At 72.5% G+C, this 21,525-nt stretch carries 17 protein-coding genes and 1 pseudogene; 8 read left to right on the forward strand and 10 right to left on the reverse strand.

The features are described from left to right. Window positions 1-296 precede the first annotated feature (296 nt). The 4 genes from ABIE67_RS24640 (at window position 297) to ABIE67_RS24655 (ending at window position 5,433) form a co-directional block, all read left to right on the forward strand. Window positions 297-2,519, forward strand: a complete 2,223-nt coding sequence (locus ABIE67_RS24640) for an MMPL family transporter (protein WP_370261090.1) — start codon at window positions 297-299, stop codon at window positions 2,517-2,519. 192 nt (window positions 2,520-2,711) lie between these two features. Then, entirely contained in the window at window positions 2,712-3,965 is a 1,254-nt protein-coding gene (locus ABIE67_RS24645) for a sensor histidine kinase (protein WP_370268876.1), read from the forward strand. A 38-nt stretch (window positions 3,966-4,003) separates the two neighbouring features. After that, the gene (locus ABIE67_RS24650; protein ID WP_370269707.1) at window positions 4,004-4,180 is read left to right on the forward strand and encodes a hypothetical protein; all 177 of its coding nucleotides are present in this window, start codon (window positions 4,004-4,006) and stop codon (window positions 4,178-4,180) included. After that, window positions 4,177-5,433 carry an SLC13 family permease gene (locus tag ABIE67_RS24655; RefSeq protein ID WP_370268880.1) on the forward strand — a complete coding sequence of 419 codons (1,257 nt, stop codon included), beginning with the start codon at window positions 4,177-4,179 and terminating at the stop codon, window positions 5,431-5,433. The genes ABIE67_RS24650 and ABIE67_RS24655 overlap by 4 nt, the downstream gene beginning before the upstream one ends. Here ABIE67_RS24655 and ABIE67_RS24660 read toward each other — a convergent pair. Further along, a complete protein-coding gene (locus ABIE67_RS24660) occupies window positions 5,410-6,441 on the reverse strand; it encodes a LacI family DNA-binding transcriptional regulator (RefSeq protein WP_370268882.1) in 1,032 nt (343 codons plus the stop codon). The two genes, ABIE67_RS24655 and ABIE67_RS24660, sit on opposite strands and share 24 nt — an antisense overlap. A 262-nt stretch (window positions 6,442-6,703) precedes the next feature. Here ABIE67_RS24660 and ABIE67_RS24665 point away from each other — a divergent pair, with 262 nt between their 5' ends. Then, on the forward strand, window positions 6,704-8,770 hold the full coding sequence (locus ABIE67_RS24665) for a glycoside hydrolase (RefSeq protein WP_370261094.1): 2,067 nt from the start codon (window positions 6,704-6,706) through the stop codon (window positions 8,768-8,770). Between the two features lie 86 nt (window positions 8,771-8,856). Here the strand turns inward: ABIE67_RS24665 and ABIE67_RS24670 are convergent, their stop codons facing one another. The 5 genes from ABIE67_RS24670 to ABIE67_RS24690 form a co-directional block, all read right to left on the reverse strand. Continuing rightward, window positions 8,857-9,237, reverse strand: a complete 381-nt coding sequence (locus ABIE67_RS24670; RefSeq protein ID WP_370261097.1) for a hypothetical protein — start codon at window positions 9,235-9,237, stop codon at window positions 8,857-8,859. Window positions 9,238-9,292: 55 nt separating this feature from the next. Beyond that, the gene (locus ABIE67_RS24675) at window positions 9,293-9,580 is read right to left on the reverse strand and encodes an SCO5918 family protein (RefSeq protein WP_370261099.1); all 288 of its coding nucleotides are present in this window, start codon (window positions 9,578-9,580) and stop codon (window positions 9,293-9,295) included. A 25-nt stretch (window positions 9,581-9,605) separates the two neighbouring features. Continuing rightward, window positions 9,606-11,117, reverse strand: coding sequence for a DEAD/DEAH box helicase (locus tag ABIE67_RS24680; protein ID WP_370261103.1), 1,512 nt, complete (start codon window positions 11,115-11,117; stop codon window positions 9,606-9,608). 245 nt (window positions 11,118-11,362) lie between these two features. Further along, complete coding sequence (locus ABIE67_RS24685; protein WP_007383480.1) at window positions 11,363-11,566, reverse strand: cold-shock protein; 204 nt, start codon at window positions 11,564-11,566, stop codon at window positions 11,363-11,365. 231 nt (window positions 11,567-11,797) lie between these two features. Beyond that, window positions 11,798-12,136, reverse strand: coding sequence for a MerR family transcriptional regulator (locus ABIE67_RS24690; RefSeq protein ID WP_370261112.1), 339 nt, complete (start codon window positions 12,134-12,136; stop codon window positions 11,798-11,800). Window positions 12,137-12,433: 297 nt separating this feature from the next. Here ABIE67_RS24690 and ABIE67_RS24695 point away from each other — a divergent pair, with 297 nt between their 5' ends. Both ABIE67_RS24695 and ABIE67_RS24700 read left to right on the forward strand, forming a co-directional pair. Further along, window positions 12,434-13,948, forward strand: coding sequence for an SDR family oxidoreductase (locus ABIE67_RS24695; RefSeq protein WP_370261117.1), 1,515 nt, complete (start codon window positions 12,434-12,436; stop codon window positions 13,946-13,948). Between the two features lie 55 nt (window positions 13,949-14,003). Next, window positions 14,004-15,265: pseudogene (locus ABIE67_RS24700) on the forward strand (deoxyribodipyrimidine photo-lyase); the annotation flags it as partial. A gap of 98 nt (window positions 15,266-15,363) precedes the next feature. Here the strand turns inward: ABIE67_RS24700 and ABIE67_RS24705 are convergent. Further along, on the reverse strand, window positions 15,364-16,473 hold the full coding sequence (locus ABIE67_RS24705) for a sugar ABC transporter substrate-binding protein (RefSeq protein ID WP_370261121.1): 1,110 nt from the start codon (window positions 16,471-16,473) through the stop codon (window positions 15,364-15,366). A 250-nt stretch (window positions 16,474-16,723) separates the two neighbouring features. Between ABIE67_RS24705 and ABIE67_RS24710 the strand changes: the two genes are divergently transcribed. Continuing rightward, window positions 16,724-18,343, forward strand: coding sequence for an alpha/beta hydrolase (locus tag ABIE67_RS24710; protein WP_370261126.1), 1,620 nt, complete (start codon window positions 16,724-16,726; stop codon window positions 18,341-18,343). Window positions 18,344-18,421: 78 nt separating this feature from the next. Here the strand turns inward: ABIE67_RS24710 and ABIE67_RS24715 are convergent, their stop codons facing one another. From ABIE67_RS24715 to ABIE67_RS24725, 3 genes are read right to left on the reverse strand one after another with little or no spacing between them, the layout of a single operon-like run. Beyond that, window positions 18,422-18,808, reverse strand: coding sequence for a hypothetical protein (locus ABIE67_RS24715; RefSeq protein WP_370261130.1), 387 nt, complete (start codon window positions 18,806-18,808; stop codon window positions 18,422-18,424). Further along, window positions 18,805-19,197 (reverse strand): hypothetical protein, encoded by a 393-nt coding sequence (locus ABIE67_RS24720; RefSeq protein ID WP_370261132.1) that lies wholly within the window; start codon window positions 19,195-19,197, stop codon window positions 18,805-18,807. Before ABIE67_RS24720 ends, ABIE67_RS24715 begins: the two co-directional genes overlap by 4 nt. A gap of 60 nt (window positions 19,198-19,257) precedes the next feature. Further along, window positions 19,258-21,522, reverse strand: a complete 2,265-nt coding sequence (locus ABIE67_RS24725) for a DUF3488 and transglutaminase-like domain-containing protein (RefSeq protein ID WP_370261134.1) — start codon at window positions 21,520-21,522, stop codon at window positions 19,258-19,260. Window positions 21,523-21,525 lie beyond the last annotated feature (3 nt).

Genomic DNA, 21,525 nt, shown 5'->3' on the forward strand with positions numbered 1-21,525 from the left:
GTACGTCGTGACACCGCCGGCTCCATGGCACTCGCCGTGGGGCCGGCGGTGTCACGAGGGGCGCCGCACGGCACCGCGGGCCGGCGCCGGCGCGAGATGCGCCCCCCCCGCGCTGTCGATGGCGGGCGACGGCCCCGCGGCATGCCCCCTTGGCCTGGTCCTCTGGGTGGACCCGTCGCCCGGCCCGTACTGCGTACTGAGTACCGGCGATTGTCGGCAGGCGCACGACGACACGGCACCCCCGCTCCGGAGAGCCTGGGCAGACGTTCGAGTCCCAGATGTGGAGACCCCCTGCCGTGGCTACTTTCCTGTATCGAGTGGGCCGTCTGGCCTTCCGGCGGCGCTGGTACGTCGCCCTGGTCTGGGCGGCCGTCCTGGCCGCCGTCGGACTGGGCGCGCTCAAGGCCCCGGGCGCGGTCGACGAGGAGTTCTCGATGCCGGGCATCGAGTCGCAGAAGGCGTTCGACCTGATGGAGGAGCGCTTCCCGGGCGCGACGGCCGACGGCGCCACCGCGCGGGTCGTGTTCGTCGCGCCGGGTGGTGAGAAGGTGACCGCCACCGAGCACAAGAAGGCCGTCGAGGCGGCCGTGGCCGAGCTGGGCGACGGGGCGCAGGTGGCGAGCGCCGTCGACCCGTTCCAGGCGCGGGCGGTCAGCGAGGACGGTACGACGGCGTACTCGACCGTCACCTACAAGGTCGGGGCCGGCGAGCTCAGCGACGCGAGCAAGACGCACCTGGGGGAGGCCCTGGCGCAGACCCGGGACTCCGGGCTGACCGTCGAGGCCGGCGGAAGCGCCATGGACGAGGGTGGTGGTCCGGGCGGGATGGCCGAGGTCATCGGCGTCGCGATAGCCGCCGTCGTACTCCTCGTCACCTTCGGGTCCCTCGCCGCCGCCGGGCTGCCGCTGCTGACCGCCGTCATCGGCGTCGGCGTCAGCATGGCGGCCATCCTGGCGCTGTCCGCCGCCCTCGGGCTGTCCACCACCACCGGCACCCTCGCCATGATGCTGGGCCTCGCGGTCGGCATCGACTACGCCCTGTTCGTCGTCTCGCGGTACCGGGAGGAGCGCGCCAAGGGCCGTACGCCGCAGGAGGCGACCGGTCTCGCGGTCGGTACGGCCGGCTCCGCGGTCGTCTTCGCCGGGCTCACCGTCGTCATCGCGCTGGCCGGGCTCTCGGTCGTCGGCATCCCGATGCTCACCAAGATGGGGCTGGCCGCGGCGGGCGCGGTCGTCGTGGCCGTGCTGATCGCGCTGACGCTCGTCCCGGCGTTCCTCGGCTTCTGGCCGAACGCCGTACTTTCGAGGCGGGCCCGCAAGAGCGGCCGTGTGGAAGGGACCGGCCACGACAACGGCGGGACCCGCTGGGCGCGGTTCGTGCTGCGGCGTCCCCTGCCCGTGCTGCTGCTCGGTGTCGTCGGACTCGGAGCGCTCGCCCTGCCGATGACCGACCTTCAGCTGGGCATGCCCGGTGACGAGGCCAAGTCGACGTCCACCACCGAGCGGCGGGCCTACGACGCGCTCGCCGAGGCCTTCGGGCCGGGCTTCAACGGGCCGTTGACCGTCGTCGTGGACGCCAAGGGCGACGAGGACGCCAAGGGCGCCGTCAGCAGTATCTCCGAGGAGATCGGTGGCACCAAGGGTGTCGTGTCCGTCTCTCCGGCCCGCTTCAACGACGCCGATGACACCGCCGTCTTCTCCGTCGTGCCGTCCACCGCGCCGACCGACGAGAAGACCAAGGACCTGGTGACCACCATCCGGGGCGAGCGGGCCGGGGTCGAGGCCGAGACCGGGGCGACCTTCGAGGTCACCGGCACCACCGCGATGAACATCGACATCGCAGGCAAGGTGCAGGGCGCGCTGGTGCCGTATCTGATCGTGGTGGTCGGGCTGGCGATCGTGCTGCTGCTGGTCGTCTTCCGGTCGCTGCTCGTCCCGCTGAAGGCGGCCCTCGGCTTCCTGCTGTCGGTACTGGCGTCCCTCGGCGCCGTGGTCGTGGTGTTCCAGCAGGGGCACGGCGCCGAACTCCTGGGCGTGGAGCAGACCGGGCCGATCATGAGCCTGATGCCGATCTTCCTGGTGGGCATCGTCTTCGGACTCGCCATGGACTACGAGGTCTTCCTCGTCTCGCGGATGCGGGAGGCGTACGTCCACGGCGAGTCGGCCCAGCAGGCGGTCACGTCCGGCTTCCGGCACAGCGCCCGCGTGGTCGTGGCCGCCGCGCTGATCATGATCGCGGTCTTCGCCGGGTTCATCGGGGAGAGCGACTCCATGATCAAGATGATCGGCTTCGGCCTCGCCACCGCCGTCCTGCTCGACGCCTTCGTCGTACGGATGGCGATCGTGCCGGCCGTGCTCGCCCTGCTCGGCGACAAGGCCTGGTGGCTGCCGAAGTGGCTGGACCGGGTCCTTCCCCGCGTGGACGTGGAGGGGGAGGCGCTCAGCCGACGGGCGGAGACGGAGGTGGAGGCGGAGAGGGACCCGGCCGCGGCGGCCGACCTGGAAGTCGCGCGTACCTGATCCGACCGGCCGCCTGATCCGACTGGCCTGATTGATCCGACCGGTCTGATTGATCCCACCGCTCCACCGCTCCACCGTCCCACCGCCCACCCCCACCGGGACCGCCCGTGACGCAGGACACGGGCGGTCCCGTCCGCCGTTCGTCCCCGCAGGCCGTCCACCATGGACCGAGCCCACCCACCGGAGAGCACGATGATCACCAGCCCGGAGCGGCGCTACGCGGACCGCATCGAGGGGTTCTCGGAGCGCCACCCCCTCGCCGTCGACGTGGTGCTGGTCATGGCGCTGATGGGCTGCGCCACCCTCGGCGGCATGCTCACCCTGCCCGGCGCCGACCCGCCGGACCAGGACGGGACCGCCGTCGCCCTCCTGGGCCTGTCCTGCCTCGTCCTGCTGAAGCACCGCACGCACCCGCGCACCGCCCTCGTCGTGTCCGGGGCCTGCGGCGTGATCGTGGTCGCGCTCGGGTACCTGCTCACTCCCCTGCTGCTGGCACCCGTCATGGCGGCGCTCTACTGGCTGGCCACTCTCGCCGACCGCAGGACCACCCGCGTCTACGGCATCACCACGGTGGTGGCGGTGATCGTCGCGGCGGCGATCTCCGACTCCATGGAACACGTCTCGCTGCTGCTCAGAACGATCGGCCCGTTGTTCTGGCTGATGCTGCCCCTGGCCGCCGGGACCATGACCCGGCTGCGCCGCGCCTACCTGGCGGCGGTGCAGGCCCGTGCCGAACACGCCGAGCGCACCCGGGAGGAGGAGGCCCGGCTGCGTGTCACCGAGGAGCGCATGCGGATCGCCCGTGAGCTGCACGACGTCGTCGCCCACCACATGGCCCTCGCCAACGCCCAGGCCGGTACGGCCGCGCACCTGGCGCTGACCAGTCCGGAGCAGACGAAGGCGATCCTCACCGACCTGACCGGCACCACGTCGTCCGCGCTGCGCGAGCTGAAGGCCACGCTGGGGCTGCTGCGGCAGAACGACGACCCGGACTCCGCCCCGCTGGAGCCGTCGCCGGGGCTCGCCCGACTGCCCGAGCTGGTCTCGGCGTGCGCGTCGGCCGGACTCGAGGTCACGGTCACCACGGAGGGCGAGCCGCAGCGCCTGTCCCCGGGTGTCGACCTGACCGCCTACCGCATCGTCCAGGAAGCTCTCACCAACGTCACCAAGCACGCCTCCACCCAGGCCGCGCAGGTCCGGTTCGAGTACGCGGGTACGCGGCTGATGATCACGGTCAGCAACGACGGGCCGGTCGCTCGCAGGGCCTCCGAGTCCGCGGCCGAGGACGCGCAGAGCCGGGGCTTCGGTCTCATGGGCATGCGCGAACGCGCCCGCTCCATCGGTGGCGAGCTGTGCGCCGGTCACCGCCCCGAGGGCGGTTTCGAGGTCACCACCGCGCTGCCGCTCCAGCCGTACGGCGCCGAAGAGGGCGCGGCGCCCGCGTAGGCGGCGCCCCCAGGGGGGCCCCGCATGCGAGAAAGCGGGTGGGTCGCCCGCTCCTCCACCTCGACCGGCATCTCGCCCACCACGTTGACCCGCACGGCATCACCGACGTACAGGTCGACCTCACGGGGGCTCACCTCGACGGAGTACCGTGCGGCGCGACCGCCCGCGCCGCCCGGCGGCGCGTCCGCCACCGCGCCGAGAAGGACCGATCCTGAACACCCCGCTCGCGGAGACCCTGTCCGTGGCCATGCTGGCGCTCGTGCTGGTCTGTGCCGTCGTCCGTCCCTTCAACTGGCCGGAGGCGGTGGTCGCCGTCCCGGCCGCGGCGCTGGTGGTGGCCACCGGGGCGATCTCCCCGGGCCCCGCGCTGGACGAGGCCGAACGGCTCGGGCCGGTGATCGGCTTCCTCGCGGCCGTACTGGTCCTCGCCCGGCTCTGCGACGACGAGGGGTTGTTCCAGGCCTGCGGGGCCTGGATGGCGCGTACGGCGGCGGGCCGGCCGCGCCGGCTGCTGGCGCAGGTGTTCCTGGCCGCGTCGGCGATCACGGCCGTACTGAGCCTGGACGCCACGGTGGTGCTGCTCACCCCGGTGGTGTTCGCCACCGCCGCCCGGCTCGGCGCCCGCCCCAAACCGCACGTCTACGCCTGCACCCACCTCTCGAACACGGCCTCCCTGCTCCTGCCGGTGTCCAACCTGACCAACTTGCTGGCGTTCGCGGCCAGCGGGCTCGGCTTCACCCGGTTCGCCGCGCTGATGGCGCTGCCGTGGGTGGCCGCGATCGCCGTGGAGTACGTGGTCTTCCGGCGCTTCTTCGCCACCGACCTGGACGCCGGGGCCCAGGCCCCGCCCACCGGCGACGCCCCCGAACTGCCCCTGTTCGCCCTGGTGACCGTGGCGTGCACGCTGGCCGGATTCGTGCTGACCTCGGCCCTGGGCATCGATCCCGCGTGGGCGGCCCTCGCGGGCGCGGCGGTCCTCGCCGTACGGGCCCTGCTGCGGCGCCGTACGACGCCGAAGGCGCTGCTGCGGTCGGCCTCGGTGCCGTTCCTGGCCTTCGTCCTGGCCCTGGGGATCGTGGTCCGCGCGGTCGTCGACAACGGACTCGACACGGCGCTGGGCCACCTGATCCCCGACGGCACCGGGCTGCCGGCGCTGCTCGGCATCGCCGCGCTGGCCGCCGTACTGGCCAACGTCATCAACAATCTGCCCGCGGTCCTGGTCCTGCTGCCCCTGGCCTCCGCGTCGGGCCCCGGCGCCGTCCTCGCCGTACTGCTCGGGGTGAACATCGGCCCCAACCTCACCTACGCCGGCTCCCTGGCCACCCTCCTGTGGCGGCGTATCGTCCACGCCCACGACGCGGAGGTGGAGCTGGGCGAGTTCACCCGGCTCGGCCTGTACGCCGTACCGGCGAGCCTGGGCGCCTCGGTGCTGGCGCTGTGGGCGTCACTGGCCCTGGTGGGAGCCTGACCGGGGGGAGGCGGCCGCACGGGCGGTCCGCGGCGGGGCGGTGCTCTCGCGCGGTACGAGCCGGGTCGGGACCAGCGTGGTGCCGTGGGCGGTGTCGCCGTGCCGCATCTTGCCGATGACGCCCTCGACGCAGAGGCGGCCCACCTCTGCGAAGTCCTGGTGGATGGTGGTGAGCGGGGGGAGGAAGGACGCGGACTCGGGGAGGTCGTCGAAGCCGATGACGCTGACGTCGTGGGGGACCTCGCGGCCGCGTTCGTGCAGGGCGCGCAGCAGGCCCAGCGCCATCTGGTCGTTGGCCGCGAACACCGCCGTGCAGTCCCGCTGCTCGGCCAGTCGCAGACCGGCCCGGTAACCCGACTCCGCCGACCAGTCGCCGCGCACCAGGGGCGGTGGGGCCACGCCCGCCTCCGTGAGGGCGCCCCGCCACGCGTTGGCCCGGCGCTGGGCGGCGAAGGAGTCCTCCGGCCCGGCCAGGTGCCACACCGTGGCATGGCCGAGGTCCAGCAGATGCCGTACGGCGTCGCGGGCGCCGCCCGCCTGGTCGGTGTCGACGACGGTGTAGCGGTCACCGGCGTCCGAGTCGGCCACCACGACCTGGACGCCGGGCGGCAGGGAGACCGTGGCCGCGTCGAGGAGATGGATCTCCATGATGACGATGACCGCGTCCACGGCGAGCTCCCCGAGGCGGGAGAAGGCGCCGTTCACCTCGTCCTGGGTGGGGACGGCCACGGGCAGCAGCGTGACGGCGTAACCGTGCTGGGCGGCGGAGGTCGCGATCGCCTCCAGGGTGCGGATGTTGCCGTGGGTGGAGAGGGAGAAGGTGATCACGCCGAGGGTGCGGAACTCACCCCGTTTGAGGGCCCGTGCGGCGCTGTTGGGCCGGTAGCCCAGCTCCCGCATCGCGGCCATGACCTGCTGCCGGGTCTCCTCGGTCACGCCCGGGAAGCCGTTGGAGACACGGGAGACCGTCTGGGAGGAGACGCCTGCGATCCGCGCGACGTCGGCCATGGAGGCGCCCTGGCGGGGGCGGGCGCCACGCCTTCTCGTGCCCACCGCCGGGCTGTCACCGTCCGCTGTGCCCACTTCGTCCCCTCGCTCCCCGGACCGCGCAACTTTCGGCCCGGAACGACTCCTTGACCCCTGAGATTCGGACAGTGTAGACATCCCGCCAGCAGATGTTTACGTAAACATTACGAGCCCAAACCATACGAGAAACACCGAATCGCACCGAACCGCACCCCTGCGGTCCCGAAGAGCTGGAGTACTCGAGATGGCACACCGCACCCGTAAGAGAAGTCTCCTGGGGATCGGCGTCACGGCCCTCGCGACCGGGACCGTGCTGGCCGCCACCGCCCTGCCGGCCGCGCCCGCCGACCCGGCCGCCGCTTCGGTCACCGTCCGGCCCGACCCCTCCTACCAGCAGGAGAAGTTCGAGGGCTGGGGCACCAGCCTGGTCTGGTTCGCCAACGCCACCGGCGACTACCCGCCCGCGATACGCGAGAGGCTCGCCAAGCTCCTCTTCGGTGACGACGGCCTCGCGCTGAACATCGCCCGCTACAACATCGGCGGCGGCAACGCCCCGGACGTCAAGGACTGCCTGCGGGCCGGCGGCGCGGTCGAGGGCTGGTGGAAGGCCCCGGCGGGCACCACCCGCGAGGACGTCGACTGGTGGGACGCGGACGACCCCGCCGACTGGAACAACAAGGCCGACAAGACGCAGCGCTGGTGGGTCGACCGGATCAAGAAGGACATCACCCACTGGGAGACCTTCAGCAACTCCCCGCCGTGGTTCATGACCGAGAGCGGCTACGTCTCCGGCAACTTCGACGCGGGCAAGGACCAGCTCAAGACGGAGTCCGTCGACGACTTCGCCGAGTACCTGGTGGGCGCCACCGAACGCCTGGAGAAGGCGCACGGCATCAAGGTCGACACCCTCGACCCGTTCAACGAGCCGAACACCAACTACTGGGGCACCAAGCTCGGCGCGGACGGCGAGCCCGTCGGCGGCCGTCAGGAGGGCGCCCACATCGGCCCCGAGCTCCAGCAGAAGGTGATCAGCGCACTGGGCCCGACCCTGGAGAAGTCGAGGACCGGCGCGGAGATCTCCGCGATGGACGAGACGAACCCCGGCACGTTCGCCACGAACTGGAACTCCTACCCCCAGGAAGTGCGTGACCTCGTCGGCCAGATGAACGTCCACACCTACGGCACCAGCCAGCGCACCACCGTGCGCGACCTGGCCAAGGCGGCCGACAAGCCGCTGTGGATGAGCGAGGTCGAGGGCGACTGGGGCGACGGGCAGAGCTTCACGGACATGCGGCCCGGCCTGGGCCTGGCCCAGCGCATCGTCGACGACCTGCGTGAACTGGAGCCCAGGGCCTGGGTGTTCTGGCAGCCCGTCGAGGACTACGACAACATGAAGCCGGGCGGCGAGTCCGCGAAGGGCGGCAACTGGGGCGAGATCCAGCTCTCGTTCAGCTGCACCTCGAAGGACACGCTCGAAAGCTGCCCGATCTACACCAACACCAAGTTCGACACGGCCCGTAACTTCACCCACTACATCAAGCCCGGCGACCGGCTGATCAAGACGGACGACACCTCCAGCACCGCGGCGGTCTCCCGCAAGGGCGACGCGGCGACCGTCGTCCACGTCAACAGCACCACCGAGGCGCGCGAGGTCACCCTCGACCTGTCGAAGTTCGGCCGGATCTCCTCCCGCGCCACCGTCACCCCGGTGGTGACGAGCGCCGACGGCAAGCTGGAGCGGCAGAAGGCCGTCCGGGTCACCGGCAAGCAGGCCACGCTCACCGTGCCCGCCCAGTCCGTGACGTCGTTCCTCGTCAAGGGCGTGTCCGGGGTCGCGAAGGACGCGGCCGAACTGCGCAAGGGCCACACCTACCGGCTGACCGGCGTGCAGAGCGGCAAGGACCTCACCATCGCCGACAACGGCACCGGCCTCGTCATCAGGAGCGCCGACGCCTCCGACCCCAGCGGCCGGCAGTGGCGGGTGGAGCAGATCAGCGCCGGCGGCAGCGACAACCGCAAGCGGTACGTCCTCGCCGAGGCGACCGAGGGCAAGCGCCTCGCCGTCCGTGACGGTGCCCTGGTGGCCGAGCCCGACGAGGGCCGCCGCGACAGCGCCGCCCAGTGGATCATGTCGACGACCGGCGACGGCACCTGGACCCTCGTCAACGCCGCCACCGGGCAGCTCCCGGACGTCGGCGGACAGTCCACGAACGAGGGTGCTGCGGTCGGCGTGTGGCAGCCGAACTCCGGCGCCAACCAGCGGTGGAAGGTCACCGACGTGACGAGCGCCTCCGGCGCACAGGCCGGGTAGCCCGTCCGCCCACCGGCCCTCGCCACGTACTCACCGACGGCGCCCCCGTCCACGGCCACCGCGTTCCGGTGGCCGTGGCGGGGGCGTCACTGGTCCGAGTAGCCGATGTCCCCGATGGTCCAGGCGCTCACGTCCTTCAGCGCGACGCGGTACATGCCGCCCGTGTCGGGGATGCCGAAGCTGCCTTGGAGGATCCGGGCGACGTGGAAGTGGAGGTGGGTGGGCCCGTCACTGGGTCCCGGCGGCCGGTCGCCGTCGTCCTGGGGCGGGGCGAACACGGCGGCGAACGGCCGCAGGTGCTCGGAGTCCCGCAGGACTTCGGCCACGCGTTCCTTCCACAGGGCCTCCGGGGCCAGCCGTCCCGTGATGACGGCTCCGGGGATGACCACGGTGAGGGACATCTGGCTGCTGTGCCGCGACTCCACCATCGCAGCGATCGCGACGAGCAGGTCGTCAGGGTGCGTCATGCCTCAGGAGCCTAGCCGGACCGCAGGGGTCACGGTGTGGTCGGCCCCCGATACGTCACCAGCCCAGCGCACTCTCGTCGGCCCGCGTGTCCCGGGCCGGCGCGGCCGGAGGGGCGTCGTGGCAGGTGAAGCCCAGCCGGGTCAGCGCCCGGCGCATCTCACCCGAGGTGAAGTCGCGGCGGTTCTGCCGGGTGATCACTTCCCCGACCTGCATCACGGGGTAGACGCGACGGCCGATGGTCACGGCCAGGCCCACGACGGGTTCGGGCGTGACGCCGCTCATCGACTGCTCGACCTCGCTCTTGGTGAGGTCGAAGGGGAATCGGGCGATGACACAACGCATGGGTGCCTCCATGGAGTTGCCTGGGCTACGGGGTGTTCCTCGGGGTGGAGCGACGGCTGCGGCCGGAGCCGCGTCCGCTTTCGCCACGGCCGGTGGACCGACCGCCGCCGACGTGACCGGCGGCCCGCCCGTTGCCGCCACGGCCGGCGCCGCCGCGTCCCCTGCGGCTGCGGCCGGGGGATCCCGTGCGTTCGCTCTGCTCGGCGGCCGGCGGGGTGAGGGTGACGGGCACGCCGGAGGGGGTGCGGGCGCCCGTGATGCGCTGCAGCTCGGCCTCGCCGGGGCGGACGCGGGCGGAGCGCGGAGTGATACCGGCGTCGGCCATCAGACGGTCCATCGCGCGCCGCTGGTGCGGCAGGACGAGGGTGACGACGGTGCCGGACTCGCCGGCCCGGGCCGTGCGGCCGCCGCGGTGCAGATAGTCCTTGTGGTCGCCGGGCGGGTCGACGTTCACGACGAGGTCGAGGTCGTCGACGTGGATCCCGCGGGCGGCGACGTTGGTGGCCACCAGGACCGTGACCTCGCCGTCCTTGAACCGGGCGAGGGTCTTGTTGCGCTGCGGCTGGGACTTGCCGCCGTGCAGCGCCGAGGCCCGCACACCGACGGACAGCAGGTGCTTGGCCAGCCGGTCCGCCGCGTGCTTGGTGTCCAGGAACATGATCACCCGCCCGTCGCGGGCGGCGATCTCCGTCGCGGTGGTGTGCTTGTCGGCGTCCTGCACGTGCAGCAGATGGTGCTCCATGGTGCTGACGGCGCCCTGGGACGGGTCGACCGAGTGGACCACGGGGTCGTGCAGGTAGCGGCGCACCAGGAGGTCGATGTTGCGGTCCAGGGTGGCCGAGAACAGCAGTCGCTGGCCGCCGGGGGCGACCTGGTCGAGCAGGGCGGTCACCTGCGGCATGAAGCCCATGTCGGCCATCTGGTCGGCCTCGTCCAGGACGGTGACGGCGACCTGGTCCAGCCGGCAGTCGCCCCGTTCGATGAGGTCCTTCAGTCGGCCGGGCGTCGCCACGACGACCTCGGCGCCGCCGCGCAGCGCCGTCGCCTGCCGGCCGATCGCCATGCCGCCGACCACGGTGGCCAGCCGCACCCGCAGGGCGCGGGCGTAGGGGGTGAGCGCGTCGGTGACCTGCTGGGCCAGTTCCCGGGTGGGCACGAGGACGAGGGCGAGCGGCTGCCGGGGCTGGGCGCGCTGTCCGTCCAGCCGGGCCAGCACGGGCAGGCCGAAGGCGAGTGTCTTGCCCGAGCCCGTGCGCCCGCGGCCCAGTACGTCCCGTCCGGCCAGCGCGTTCGGCAGTGTGGCCGCCTGGATCGGGAAGGGCACGGTGACGCCCTGGGCGCCGAGCGCGCTCAGCAGCCGTGCGGGCAGTTCCAGCTCGGCGAACGTCGCGACCGCCGGCAGCGGCTCGGTGAGGGTGACCGGCAGGGTGAACTCCTGCGGACGGGTGGTGGTGGAGCGTGCTCGGGGGTTCTGCCGGCCTGTCTTGTGGGCACGGACGCGACCTGAGCTGCCGCCGGTACGGCGGGTGCGGTTCATGGGGGAACCTTCCTCGATCCGGCGTATCGAGGAATTCTGCCCAGCGGTGGTCACCGCACGCGGATTCACAAGAATGAGCCGAGGGAAATACGAAATGCCGCTCGGCGCTGAAGCCGCGGCCGTCAATAACCCGGGAACGCCGGGGGATCCCGAGGGCGCCGGGGGCTCCGGGGGCTCGGGGACAACAATGAGCTGGGACCCGCACCCCAAGAGCGCGGGCCCCAGCTACATCGTGCGCGTCAGCGTCAGGCGGGAACGATGTTCTCGGCCTGCGGGCCCTTCTGGCCCTGCGTGACGTCGAAGGTAACCTTCTGGCCTTCCTGAAGCTCGCGGAAGCCGGAGGTGGCGATGTTCGAGTAGTGCGCGAACACGTCAGCGCCGCCGCCGTCCTGCTCGATGAAGCCGAAGCCCTTTTCCGCGTTGAACCACTTCACGGTGCCAGATGCCATATTGAATCTCCCTTGGGGGGCAGTGCCGGAATCCGCACTTTACGGATCCGAGTCGCCGCGATGATCACCCCTCCGGAAAGATCCGGAAAGCTCTGCAAAGAAACAAGTCTCTGGCAACCAAAACTGCAACTGGTATCACGCTAGCACAGTCGGGGCCGAAGCCTCTGTGTATTTTCGGAACCATGCAGGAATTCTCACCCCGTCGCCGGCCATATTTCTGTACTGGCGGGACTAGGTATTCGTGCCGCACTCGTCCAGTCCCCGGCGCATCTCCCGGCTCATGCGGAGGGCGTCCTCCAGCTGGTCCTCCAGGGAGACGATGCGGCAGGCGGCCTCGATGGGGGCGCCCTGGTCGACCAGCTCACGGGCGCGGGCGACGACGCGCAACTGGCGGCGGGAGTACCGGCGGTGACCGCCTTCCGAACGCAGCGGGGTGATCAGCCCGGTCTCGCCGACGGCACGCAGGAACGCGGGGGTGATGCCGAGCACGTCGGCGGCGCGTCCCATGGTGTAGGCGGGATAGTCGTCGTCGTCGAGGTTCCCGGCGGCAGGGGCGTTCTCAGCGGGCATGGCACCTTCGTTCCCGGGACAGGGCGAGGCGCGCCCGGGCGTGCGCGGCACCCGTGCTCACGAAGGTTCAGCACCATCTGCCTCGTCCGACAACCGTAACGCCGCCGGGTGCGAATATGTGGTTCCACGGCGACAGACTTGTGCCACATGTGCCGCGCCGTCTTCCCGGGGTGGAACGGTCCCCGGTGTCACCCGGTTGTCCCGTCGGACCGCCGGACCGGCGCCTGAGGTTGCGGCGCACCTGCCCCGGTCCAAGCATGGGCTCAGGTGCACCCCGACAGAGCCCTCGGGAGGGGCATGACCGACGCCGACCGGCCCCTGCGCTGCCTGGTCACCGGAGCCACCGGGTACCTGGGCGGCAGGCTGGTGCCGGAGTTGCTGGCCGCCGGGCATTCCGTGCGCTGTCTGGCCCGCTCGCCCGGCAAGCTGCGGGACCATCCCTGGGCCGGGCAGGCGGAGGCCGTGCGCGGTGACGTGACGGACGAGGCGTCCGTGCGGGCGGCGATGGAGGGGATGGACGTCGCGTACTACCTGGTGCACGCCCTGGGCACCGGGCGGGGGTTCGAGGAGACCGACCGGCGCGCGGCCGGGATCTTCGGGGAGCGGGCCCGCGCCGCCGGGGTCGGGAGGATCGTCTACCTGGGCGGTCTGACCCCGTCCGGCGTACCCGAGCACGAGCTCTCGCCCCATCTGCGCTCCCGCGCCGAGGTCGGCCGCATCCTCCTGGCCTCGGGCGTCCCGACCGCCGTACTGCGGGCGGCGGTGATCATCGGCTCGGGCTCGGCCTCGTTCGAGATGCTGCGGTATCTGACCGAGCGGCTGCCCGCGATGGTGACCCCGAGCTGGGTGCGCACCCGCATCCAGCCGATCGCCGTCCGTGATGTGCTGCGCCTGCTCGTGGGGTGTGCACGGCTGCCGTACGACGTGAACCGGACCTTCGACATCGGCGGGCCGGAGATCCTGACGTACGAGGAGATGATGCGGCGGTACGCCGCCGTCGCCGGACTGCCCCGGCGCGTCATCGTCCCCGTGCCGCTGCTCACCCCCCGGCTGTCCAGCCTCTGGGTCGGTCTGATCACCCCCGTGCCGGGCGCTCTCGCCCGCCCGCTGGTCGAGTCGCTGAAGCACGAGGTGGTCTGCGCGGAACGGGACATCGAACGGTATGTGGCGGAGCCGCCGGAAGGGTCCGTCGGCCTCGACCGGGCGATCCGGCTGGCCCTGCGGCGCGTACAGGACGCGGACGTGGCCACCAGGTGGTCCTCGGCCTCGACACCCCGCGCGCCCAGCGATCCGCTGCCGACCGACCCCGACTGGGCGGGCGGCAGTCTCTACACGGACCACCGCGAACGCACGGTCGCGGCGTCACCGCAGGCCCTGTGGCGGGTGGTCGAGGCGATCGGCGGGGAGAACGGCTGGTACTCCTCACCGCTGGCCTGGTCCCTGCGCGGATGGCTGGACACGCTGGTGGGCGGGGTCGGCCTGCGCCGGGGCCGTCGGGACGCGACCCGGCTCAGGGTCGGCGACGGCCTGGACTTCTGGCGGGTGGAGGAGATCGAGCCGGGCCGGCTGCTGCGGCTACGGGCGGAGATGCGGCTGCCGGGCCTGGCCTGGCTGGAGATGACCGTGGGCCGGGATCAGCGGGGACGCACGGTGTACCGGCAGCGGGCGGTGTTCCATCCGCACGGACTGGCCGGGCACGCCTACTGGTGGGGCGTGGCACCCTTCCACGCCGCGGTCTTCGGCGGCATGATCCGCAACATCGCCGCCGCCGCCGAGTCGGCCGGCGCCGACGAACCGGCCCGTACGCACTGAGGGAGCTCGAAGAACCGTGCGCGTCTCGGTCGCCCTGTTCACCGCGGACCTGCGGGTGCACGACAACCCCGTCCTGACGGCCGCCCTGAAGGACGCGGACCACGTCGTCCCGCTCTTCGTCGTGGACACCGGCATCCGGCGCGCCGGCTTCGCCGTGCCCAACCGGGCGGCCTTCCTCGCCGACAGCCTGGCCGACCTCGACGCGGCCCTGCGCGCCCGGGGCGGCCGACTGGTGGTGCGCGCCGGCGACGTGGTGGAGGAGACCTGCCGGGTGGCGGCGGAGGCCGGGGCCACGGTGGTGCACCTCGCGGCCGGGGTCAGCCGGTACGCGGTACGGCGCGAGGAGCGGCTGCGCGCGGCGGAGCCGGCCGACGGGCGACGTGAACTGCACGTCCACGACGCCTCGTTGACGGTGGTACCGCCGGGGGAACTGACGCCCGCGGGCAGGGACAAGGACCACTTCGCGGTCTTCAGCCCGTACTTCCGCCGCTGGGAGGCCTTCTCCGTGCGGGACGTCCTGCCCGCTCCGGACGCCGTACGGGTGCCGGACGTACGCTCGGCCGACCTGCCCGGCGCACAGTCCCTGGCGTCGGGCGCCGGGTCACCGGGCCTGGCCGCCGGCGGAGAATCCGAGGCCCGGCGCAGGCTGCGCTCCTGGCTCTCCGGCCCGCTGTCCGCGTACGACGACGACCACGACGACCTGGCCGCCGACGCCACCTCGCGCCTCTCCCCGTACCTCCACTTCGGCTGCCTGTCGGCGACCGAACTGCTGCACAGGGCGCGCGAACAGGAGAGTCCCGGGGCGGAGGCCTTCGTCCGGCAGCTCGCCTGGCGGGACTTCCACCACCAGGTCCTGGCGGCCCGCCCCGACGCGGCGCACCACGACTACCGCCCCCGGCACGACCGCTGGCGCCGGACCGCGAAGGAGGTGGAAGCCTGGCAGCGGGGCCGCACGGGGTACCCGGTCGTCGACGCCGCCATGCGGCAGCTGAGCCACGAGGGCTGGATGCCGGGCCGCGCACGGCTGCTCGCGGCGAGCTTCCTCACCAAGACGCTGTACGTGGACTGGCGGGTGGGAGCCCGCCACTTCCTGGACCTTCTCGTCGACGGCGACCTCGCCAACAACCAGCTCAAGTGGCAGTGGGTGGCCGGCACCGGCACGGACACCCGGCCCAACCGTGTCCTCAACCCCTCGTCCAGGCCCGCCGTTTCGACCCCGACGCGGCGTACGTACGCCGCTGGCTCCCCGAGCTCCGCGACCTCGACGCCCGGACGATCCACCGCCTCCCGCACCTGGACGACGCCTCCCGCGCGGACCTCGGCTACCCCGCCCCGATCGTGGACCTCGCGGCGGGCGCCGCCCGGTTCAGGGAGAGGCGGAACCAGGGCGGTTGACGGGGCCTCAGAAGCCGCTGTCAGCCGGTGAGTCCGGCCCTCTCGCAGGCGGGCGCGAGCTGCGGGGTGCAGATCTGGTCGATCGTGTACAGGCCGTCCTTGACCACGGTGTCCCTGATGTCGTCGACGGTCACCGGGACGGGGTCGAGCAGGACGGCGGGGACGTCCTCGGTGGTGGCCGTGTCGACCGTCGTGTCGGCGATGTCGTCGAGCTTCTCGCCGCGGCCCAGGGCGACGGCCATCTCCGCGGCCGTGTCGGCCTCGGCCTTGAAGGGCTTGTAGACGCTCATGTACTGCTCGCCCCGGATGATGCGCCGCACGGCCGCGAGTTCGGCGTCCTGGCCGGTGACGGGGGGCAGCGGCTGGAGGCCGGCGGCCTTGAGGGCGGAGATCACGCCGGAGGCCAGCCCGTCGTTGGCGGCGTAGACGCCGTCGATGCCGTCGGTGCCCAGGGCGGCGATGGCGCTCTCCATGTTGGTGTGGGCCGTTTCCTGGCTCCAGCCCGGGGTGTCGTACGCCTTGCCGATCTCGACCTCGCCCCGCAGAACGGCCAGTGCGCCCTTCTTGAAGGCCACGTTCGTCGGGGAGGTCTGGGGACCGTTCATCATGACGATCCGGCCGCCGTCCGCCCGCTCTCCCAGGGCCCTGAGGAGTGCCTCGCCCTGGTGCCTGCCGACCCGCTCGTTGTCGAAGGAGACGTGGGCCGAGATCGGGCCCTCGACGAGGCCGTCGTAGGCGATCACCGGGATGCCCGCGTCGTGTGCCCGCTCGACCGAGGAGCGCAGGGACCGGAAGTTCACGGGGGAGAGGAGAAGGACCTCGACATCCCTGTTGATCATGGTCTCCACCTGCTGCTGCTGGGTGGCGAGGTCCCCCTTGGCGTTGGCGTACTGCAGCGTGCAGTCCGCGCACAGCTCCTTGATCTTCTTCTCGATCAGGGGCTTGTCGAAGCTCTCCCAGCGCGGCTGGATGTTCTGGCTGAACAGCAGGCCGACCTCGAAGCCGCCCTCGCCGGACGCGGTGCCACCCGAGTCGCCGGCCCCGCTGTCGCCGCACGCGGCCAGGGACACGGTCGTGACCAGCGACAATGCGGCCGCGGCGATGGTCGTACGACCCCGATGCGCACTCACGGGGGCCTCCCTGGCTCGTCCGGGACGTCCGAGAAACCCCCTGACCGCCTGCGCGGCCACTCCCTCCCAGGATAGGCCTTCGACCGCACAGTGCCCCGGCCTCGCCGGTAGCCCGATAGCCGCGCGCCGGTCGCTGGGTGCACCGCTGGGTGGCCCAGCACCTGACTGCTCCTCATATTCCTTGATTCACAAGGGCGTTGGAACGACGCTGTGATCCGTCTGTGAACTCCCGATTCATGGAGGAACATCCGTGCCGTCCAACCCCCCACCGCTCCCACGTGCGAAGACGCGCGGGAGACTGACCGTCGGAGCCCTGGTCACCGCGCTGTTCGGCCAGTTACTCGCCGGGACGGCCGTGGCCGCCCCCGAGGCTGCGGCTCCCTCGGCCAAGCCCCCGGCGTCCGGGCGAATAGCCTGGGCGCCCTGTGCATCGCCGTCCGGCCAGGGCGCTTCGGGCACGTTCGAGTGCGCCACCATCAAGGTGCCCGTCAACTGGAAGCGTCCGCACGGCGCCACCATCGACCTGGCCCTGGCCCGTCACCTGGCCACCGACCCCGCGCGCCGGATCGGCTCGCTGCTGATCAACCCGGGTGGTCCGGGCGGCTCCGGCGTGGACTTCGCGCTCGACGCGCCCGACGCCTTCTCGCCCGAGCTGCTGGCGCGTTTCGACATCGTGGGCTTCGACCCGCGTGGCGTCGGCCGCAGCAACCCGGTGAAGTGCGACCTGGACCGGGTGAACGCCCAGGGCGCGCTGCTCTACCCCGACAGCCCCTCCTCCTTCGCCGCCCTCCGCGAGGCGAACCGCGCGCTCGGCGAGAGCTGCCGCGAACTCACCGGGCCGCTGGCCGACCACATGGACACCGGCAGCGTCGTCCGGGACCTGGACGCGATCCGCGCGGGCCTCGGCGAGAAGCGGATCAGCTACTACGGCGTCTCCTACGGCACCGCGATCGGCCAGCAGTACGCCGAGCGCTACCCGCACCGGATCCGCGCGATGACCCTCGACTCGAACATGGACCACAGCCTGGGCAACCGGGACTTCCAGAGGACCGAGACCGACGCGGTCGAGTCGTCGTACGGCCAGTTCGCCGACTGGTGCGCCCGTACGGTGTCCTGCGCGCTCCACGGCCAGGACGCCCGCGCCCTGTTCGACTCGCTCTACAAGCGCGCGGACGCCGGTGAACTGGTCCTGCCGGGCGACCCGCCGCAGCGCGTGGCCCCCGAGGACCTCCAGACCCTCGCCCTGAGCCATATGTACGACCCGGCCAACTGGTTCGGCTTCGCTCAAACCCTCGCCGACCTGGACGCCGCCGACCCCGCGGCGGCACGGTCCCTCCGGAGGTACGGCGAGCCGGTGGACTACCCGTTCTACTCGGTCATGTGCCAGGACTACGACTTCGCCGTCCCCTCGTACCGCACCCTCGCCCGCTTCGAACGCGAGCTCAACCGCCGGGCCCCCGTCACCCGCTTCAGCCCCCTCGGCTGGACGGTACAGACCGGCTGCCAGAACTGGCCGAGCAAGGTGTCCAACCCGCAGCGCAAGCTCCGCGTCGACGGCACCCCGCCGATCCTGATGACCAATAGCCGCTTCGACCCGGCCACCCCGCACTCCTGGGGCTCCAACGCGGCCCGGCAGATCGGCCGCGAGGCGGTGCTCCTCACGTACGACGGTGTCGGCCACGGCGACTACTGGCTGAGCCCGTGCGCACGGGACGCCATTGACACCTACCTCACCACCCTGAAGACGCCCCGCAAGGGCACCCACTGCCCCGCGGTCTGGCCGGCCGCGCCCTCCGACCGGGGCCAGTCGCCGAGCGGCGGTCTCGTGAACCCGCTGCCCGACCTGGTGGGCACGGGGACGTACCGCTGACCGCGTGACGTCTCTCCTCGGCCGCGCTCCGGAGTGACGGGGCGCGGCCGGGGAGTGCTGGAGGCCCTCCTCGGCGCGTCACATTTCTGAGGCCGCCTGGACAATGCCGAGCGCGAGGGAGTCGTAGTTCTCGCGGTAGAAGTTCATCTCCCGGTAGAACTCCTCCTCCGAGAACATGCCGCGTTCCAGGAACGCGATCGCCGTGGCGGTCAGTGCGCTGTGCAGGACGTGCAGTTCGCCGAGGGTGAGCCGGATCTCGAAGGACTCCTGGTGCGCGCCCGCCATGCGTGCGGCCAAGGCGTCGACGGTCTCCGGACTCGTTCCGAGTTGGACGGCGAGAGCGGTGGCGCCGAGGGCGCGGCCGCGCAGGAAGGTCAGGGCCCGGTGGTGGGCCGCGGCCTGTGCCGGTGTGATCCGGGCGAGGAACGCCCCCTCGTCTCGTTCGAGTCTGATGCGGTGCCTCATCCGGCCACCTCGGAAGCCGCGTCGACGATACTCACGGCGAGGGCGTCCAGATTCTCCCGGAAGAAGCCCACCCGGATGTGGAAGGGCTCCTGCAAGAGCCTGCCTCGCGACATGAACATGGTCGCCACCGACGTCAGCGCGCAGTGCACGACATGCAGCTCCTCCCACCGGAACCGCACGTCGAGCGCGTCCGCCCGCCCGACGGCCAACCGCTCGATGAGGCTGTCGACCGCTTCGCCCCCGGCCCCGAGTCGCAGGGCCAGGACGTCCTCACCGCCGTCCCGGTGCCGCAGATGGGTCAGGGCCTCGTACATGGCCAGGGCCTGGTCCCGGGTGAGACGGGCGACGAAATCCTCACCGTCCCGGGTCAGTTCCACATCGGTTCTCATGAAATGCGTTTCCCCCTCTGCCTCATCGTAGGCAGCCGCCCTGCCGGGTCACGCAGTTGATCAATGGCGGCGCGCGCCATGGCGGGCCGCCGAGCGCAGGAGTCGGAGCAGGCGGGTGCGGCGTGGAACGCGGTGCCGGACGGTGTGCTCGACCGCCTCGCAGTCCGCCCACGCGGCGTCGGCGGCAGCGGCGTCCGGGCTGCGGTCCGCGTACTCGACCTCGTTGACCAGCGTGGCCAGGGCGGGCAGGCGACCGCCCACGGCGCCGCCCACGTGTGCCGTGCCGAAGTCGGCGATCTCCTGTGCGGTGTGCGCTCCCGTGGCGGGAAGGCCGAGCTCCGTGAGGCGTTCGACGATCTGCTGCCAGGCCCCGAGGACCCTGCGCCGCACGTCCGGGTCGTTGCGCCGTCTGCTGCGCCGGTCGTACGGCAGCCACAGCGCGTACAGCACATACGCCGTGGCGAGCAGGAGCAGGGCGAGCGGAACGGTGAGCCACAGGGGCGGCAGCCCGGAGCCGGACGTACCCCCGGCGGCGGGGGCTGCCTTGTCCGGCGTGCCCGGGGGCGTCGACGGCCGCGTCGGTGCGGTGCTCCCCCGGTCCGCCCCCTGACGTTCCCCGGGCTCGTCCACGGCCACGGCGGAGGAGCCGCCCTGCGCGGCCTCGCCGGGCGTCGGGTGGAAGGGCACCCAGCCGACGCCGGTGAACCTGACCTCCGGCCAGGCCAGCACGTCCCGTCCCCGTACCTGCCAGGTGCCGGAGCCGGTCCGCGTGCCCGGGCGGAACCCGACGGCCACCCGGGTGGGCAGGCCCAGGGTGCGCGCCAGCACGGCGAACGAGGTCGCGAACTGCTCGGACGTGCCGCGTCCGCCGTCCGCCAGGAAGAACTCCAGGCTCCGGTAGGTGTGGCCGGGCAGCGCCCCGGCATCGAGCCGGTAGGTCGCGCGCAGCCAGTCGGCCAGGAGCACGGCCCGCTGGTACGGGTGGGTGGCGCCCCGGGTCACCCGTTCGGCGATCTTCCTGAAAGACCGTACCGAGGGGATCGGCCGCCCCGCCGCGTCGACGCGGGGGAGGGCCACCCGAGCCGGATCGCGGGCGGCAGCCGCGTTCCGGAGCCGCTCGGCGTCGTACACGGGGAGGCGGGAGGTCGCGGTGTAGGTGAACCCGCGCGGTACCGCCTCCCCCGTGGAGAGCACTCCGCTGTCCGGGTCCACGGAGAGGGAGGTGCCCTCGGGCGTGCTCACGGACGAGGGCCGGTCGGCGGCGGGGAGCCAGATGCCGGGCAACGACTGCACGGTGAAACGCTGTTCGAGCGTCCTGGTGCCGTCCGGGCCGGCGCCCTTCTCCGCCGGGACGCGGCCACCGGTACGGGTCAGCGCGGCGCCGCTGGTCCAGGTCGTCCCGTCGTAGCGGTCGAGGACCGCCAGCCGGTAGTTCCCGGGGGCCGCGCCCGAGGTCCGTACGGTGAAGACCAGTTCGTCGCCGTTGCGCATCCAGGCCGCGACCTGGTCCAGCGGGCTGGTGGACTGCGGCCGTACGGTCGGCGGGGTGACCGTCGCCCGCAGGTCGCGGGGGGCGCCGAGCCCGGGAAGGTGCGGGCCCAGCAGCGCCGCGACGAGGCCGAGCGCGGCCACGGCCGGCAGCCGCAGCGCCAGGGCGCGCAGCGGAAGCCGGACCCGGGAACGGACCAGCACCAGCAGCGCGGTCGCGCCGGCCAGCGCGCCCGCGGCCGGGTACGCGGATCCGGGGCCGTCCACGCCGAGCACCAGCGGGAAGCCGAAGGCGAGGACCGCGGGGAGAGCCGGGAGCAGCGGGGCGCGGGTGCGCAGGGCGAGTTCGGCGGAGACGGCGGCGGCCGTCCAGACGACGGCGTGCGGCAGCACCAGCAGCTCGGGCTCGCCCGGCGCGGGCGGGATCGTGGAGAGCAGCGCGTGCGGGGCGTCGAGCAACGCGGACCACGCGGCGCGCAGCGCGGGCCCGCCGGGCAGACCGTCGCTCACCTCGTGGAACAGCGTCGCGCTGACGACGACGGCCCATACGACGACGGTCAGCAGCGCGGACGGCCACAGCGGCATGGCGGGGCGGCCCTCGCGGGCGGGACGGCGGCCGAGCAGTCCCGACAGCACCGCCGACAGGACGATCGGCGCGCACACGGCCACCGCCAGCACCGGAAGCAGCGCGGACGGCGGGAAGACGCGGGCGAAGCCGTACCCCGCGGCGCCGGACAGAGCGGCCACCGGCACCAGCGACCACAGCCGCCGGGCCCGGTCCGCGTCCGGCACGCCGTCCTGACCTGGGGGAGTGGCCGCGAGAGCGACGGTGCTCATGGT

This window comes from Streptomyces sp. V4I8 (assembly GCF_041261225.1).
Taxonomy (GTDB): domain Bacteria; phylum Actinomycetota; class Actinomycetes; order Streptomycetales; family Streptomycetaceae; genus Streptomyces.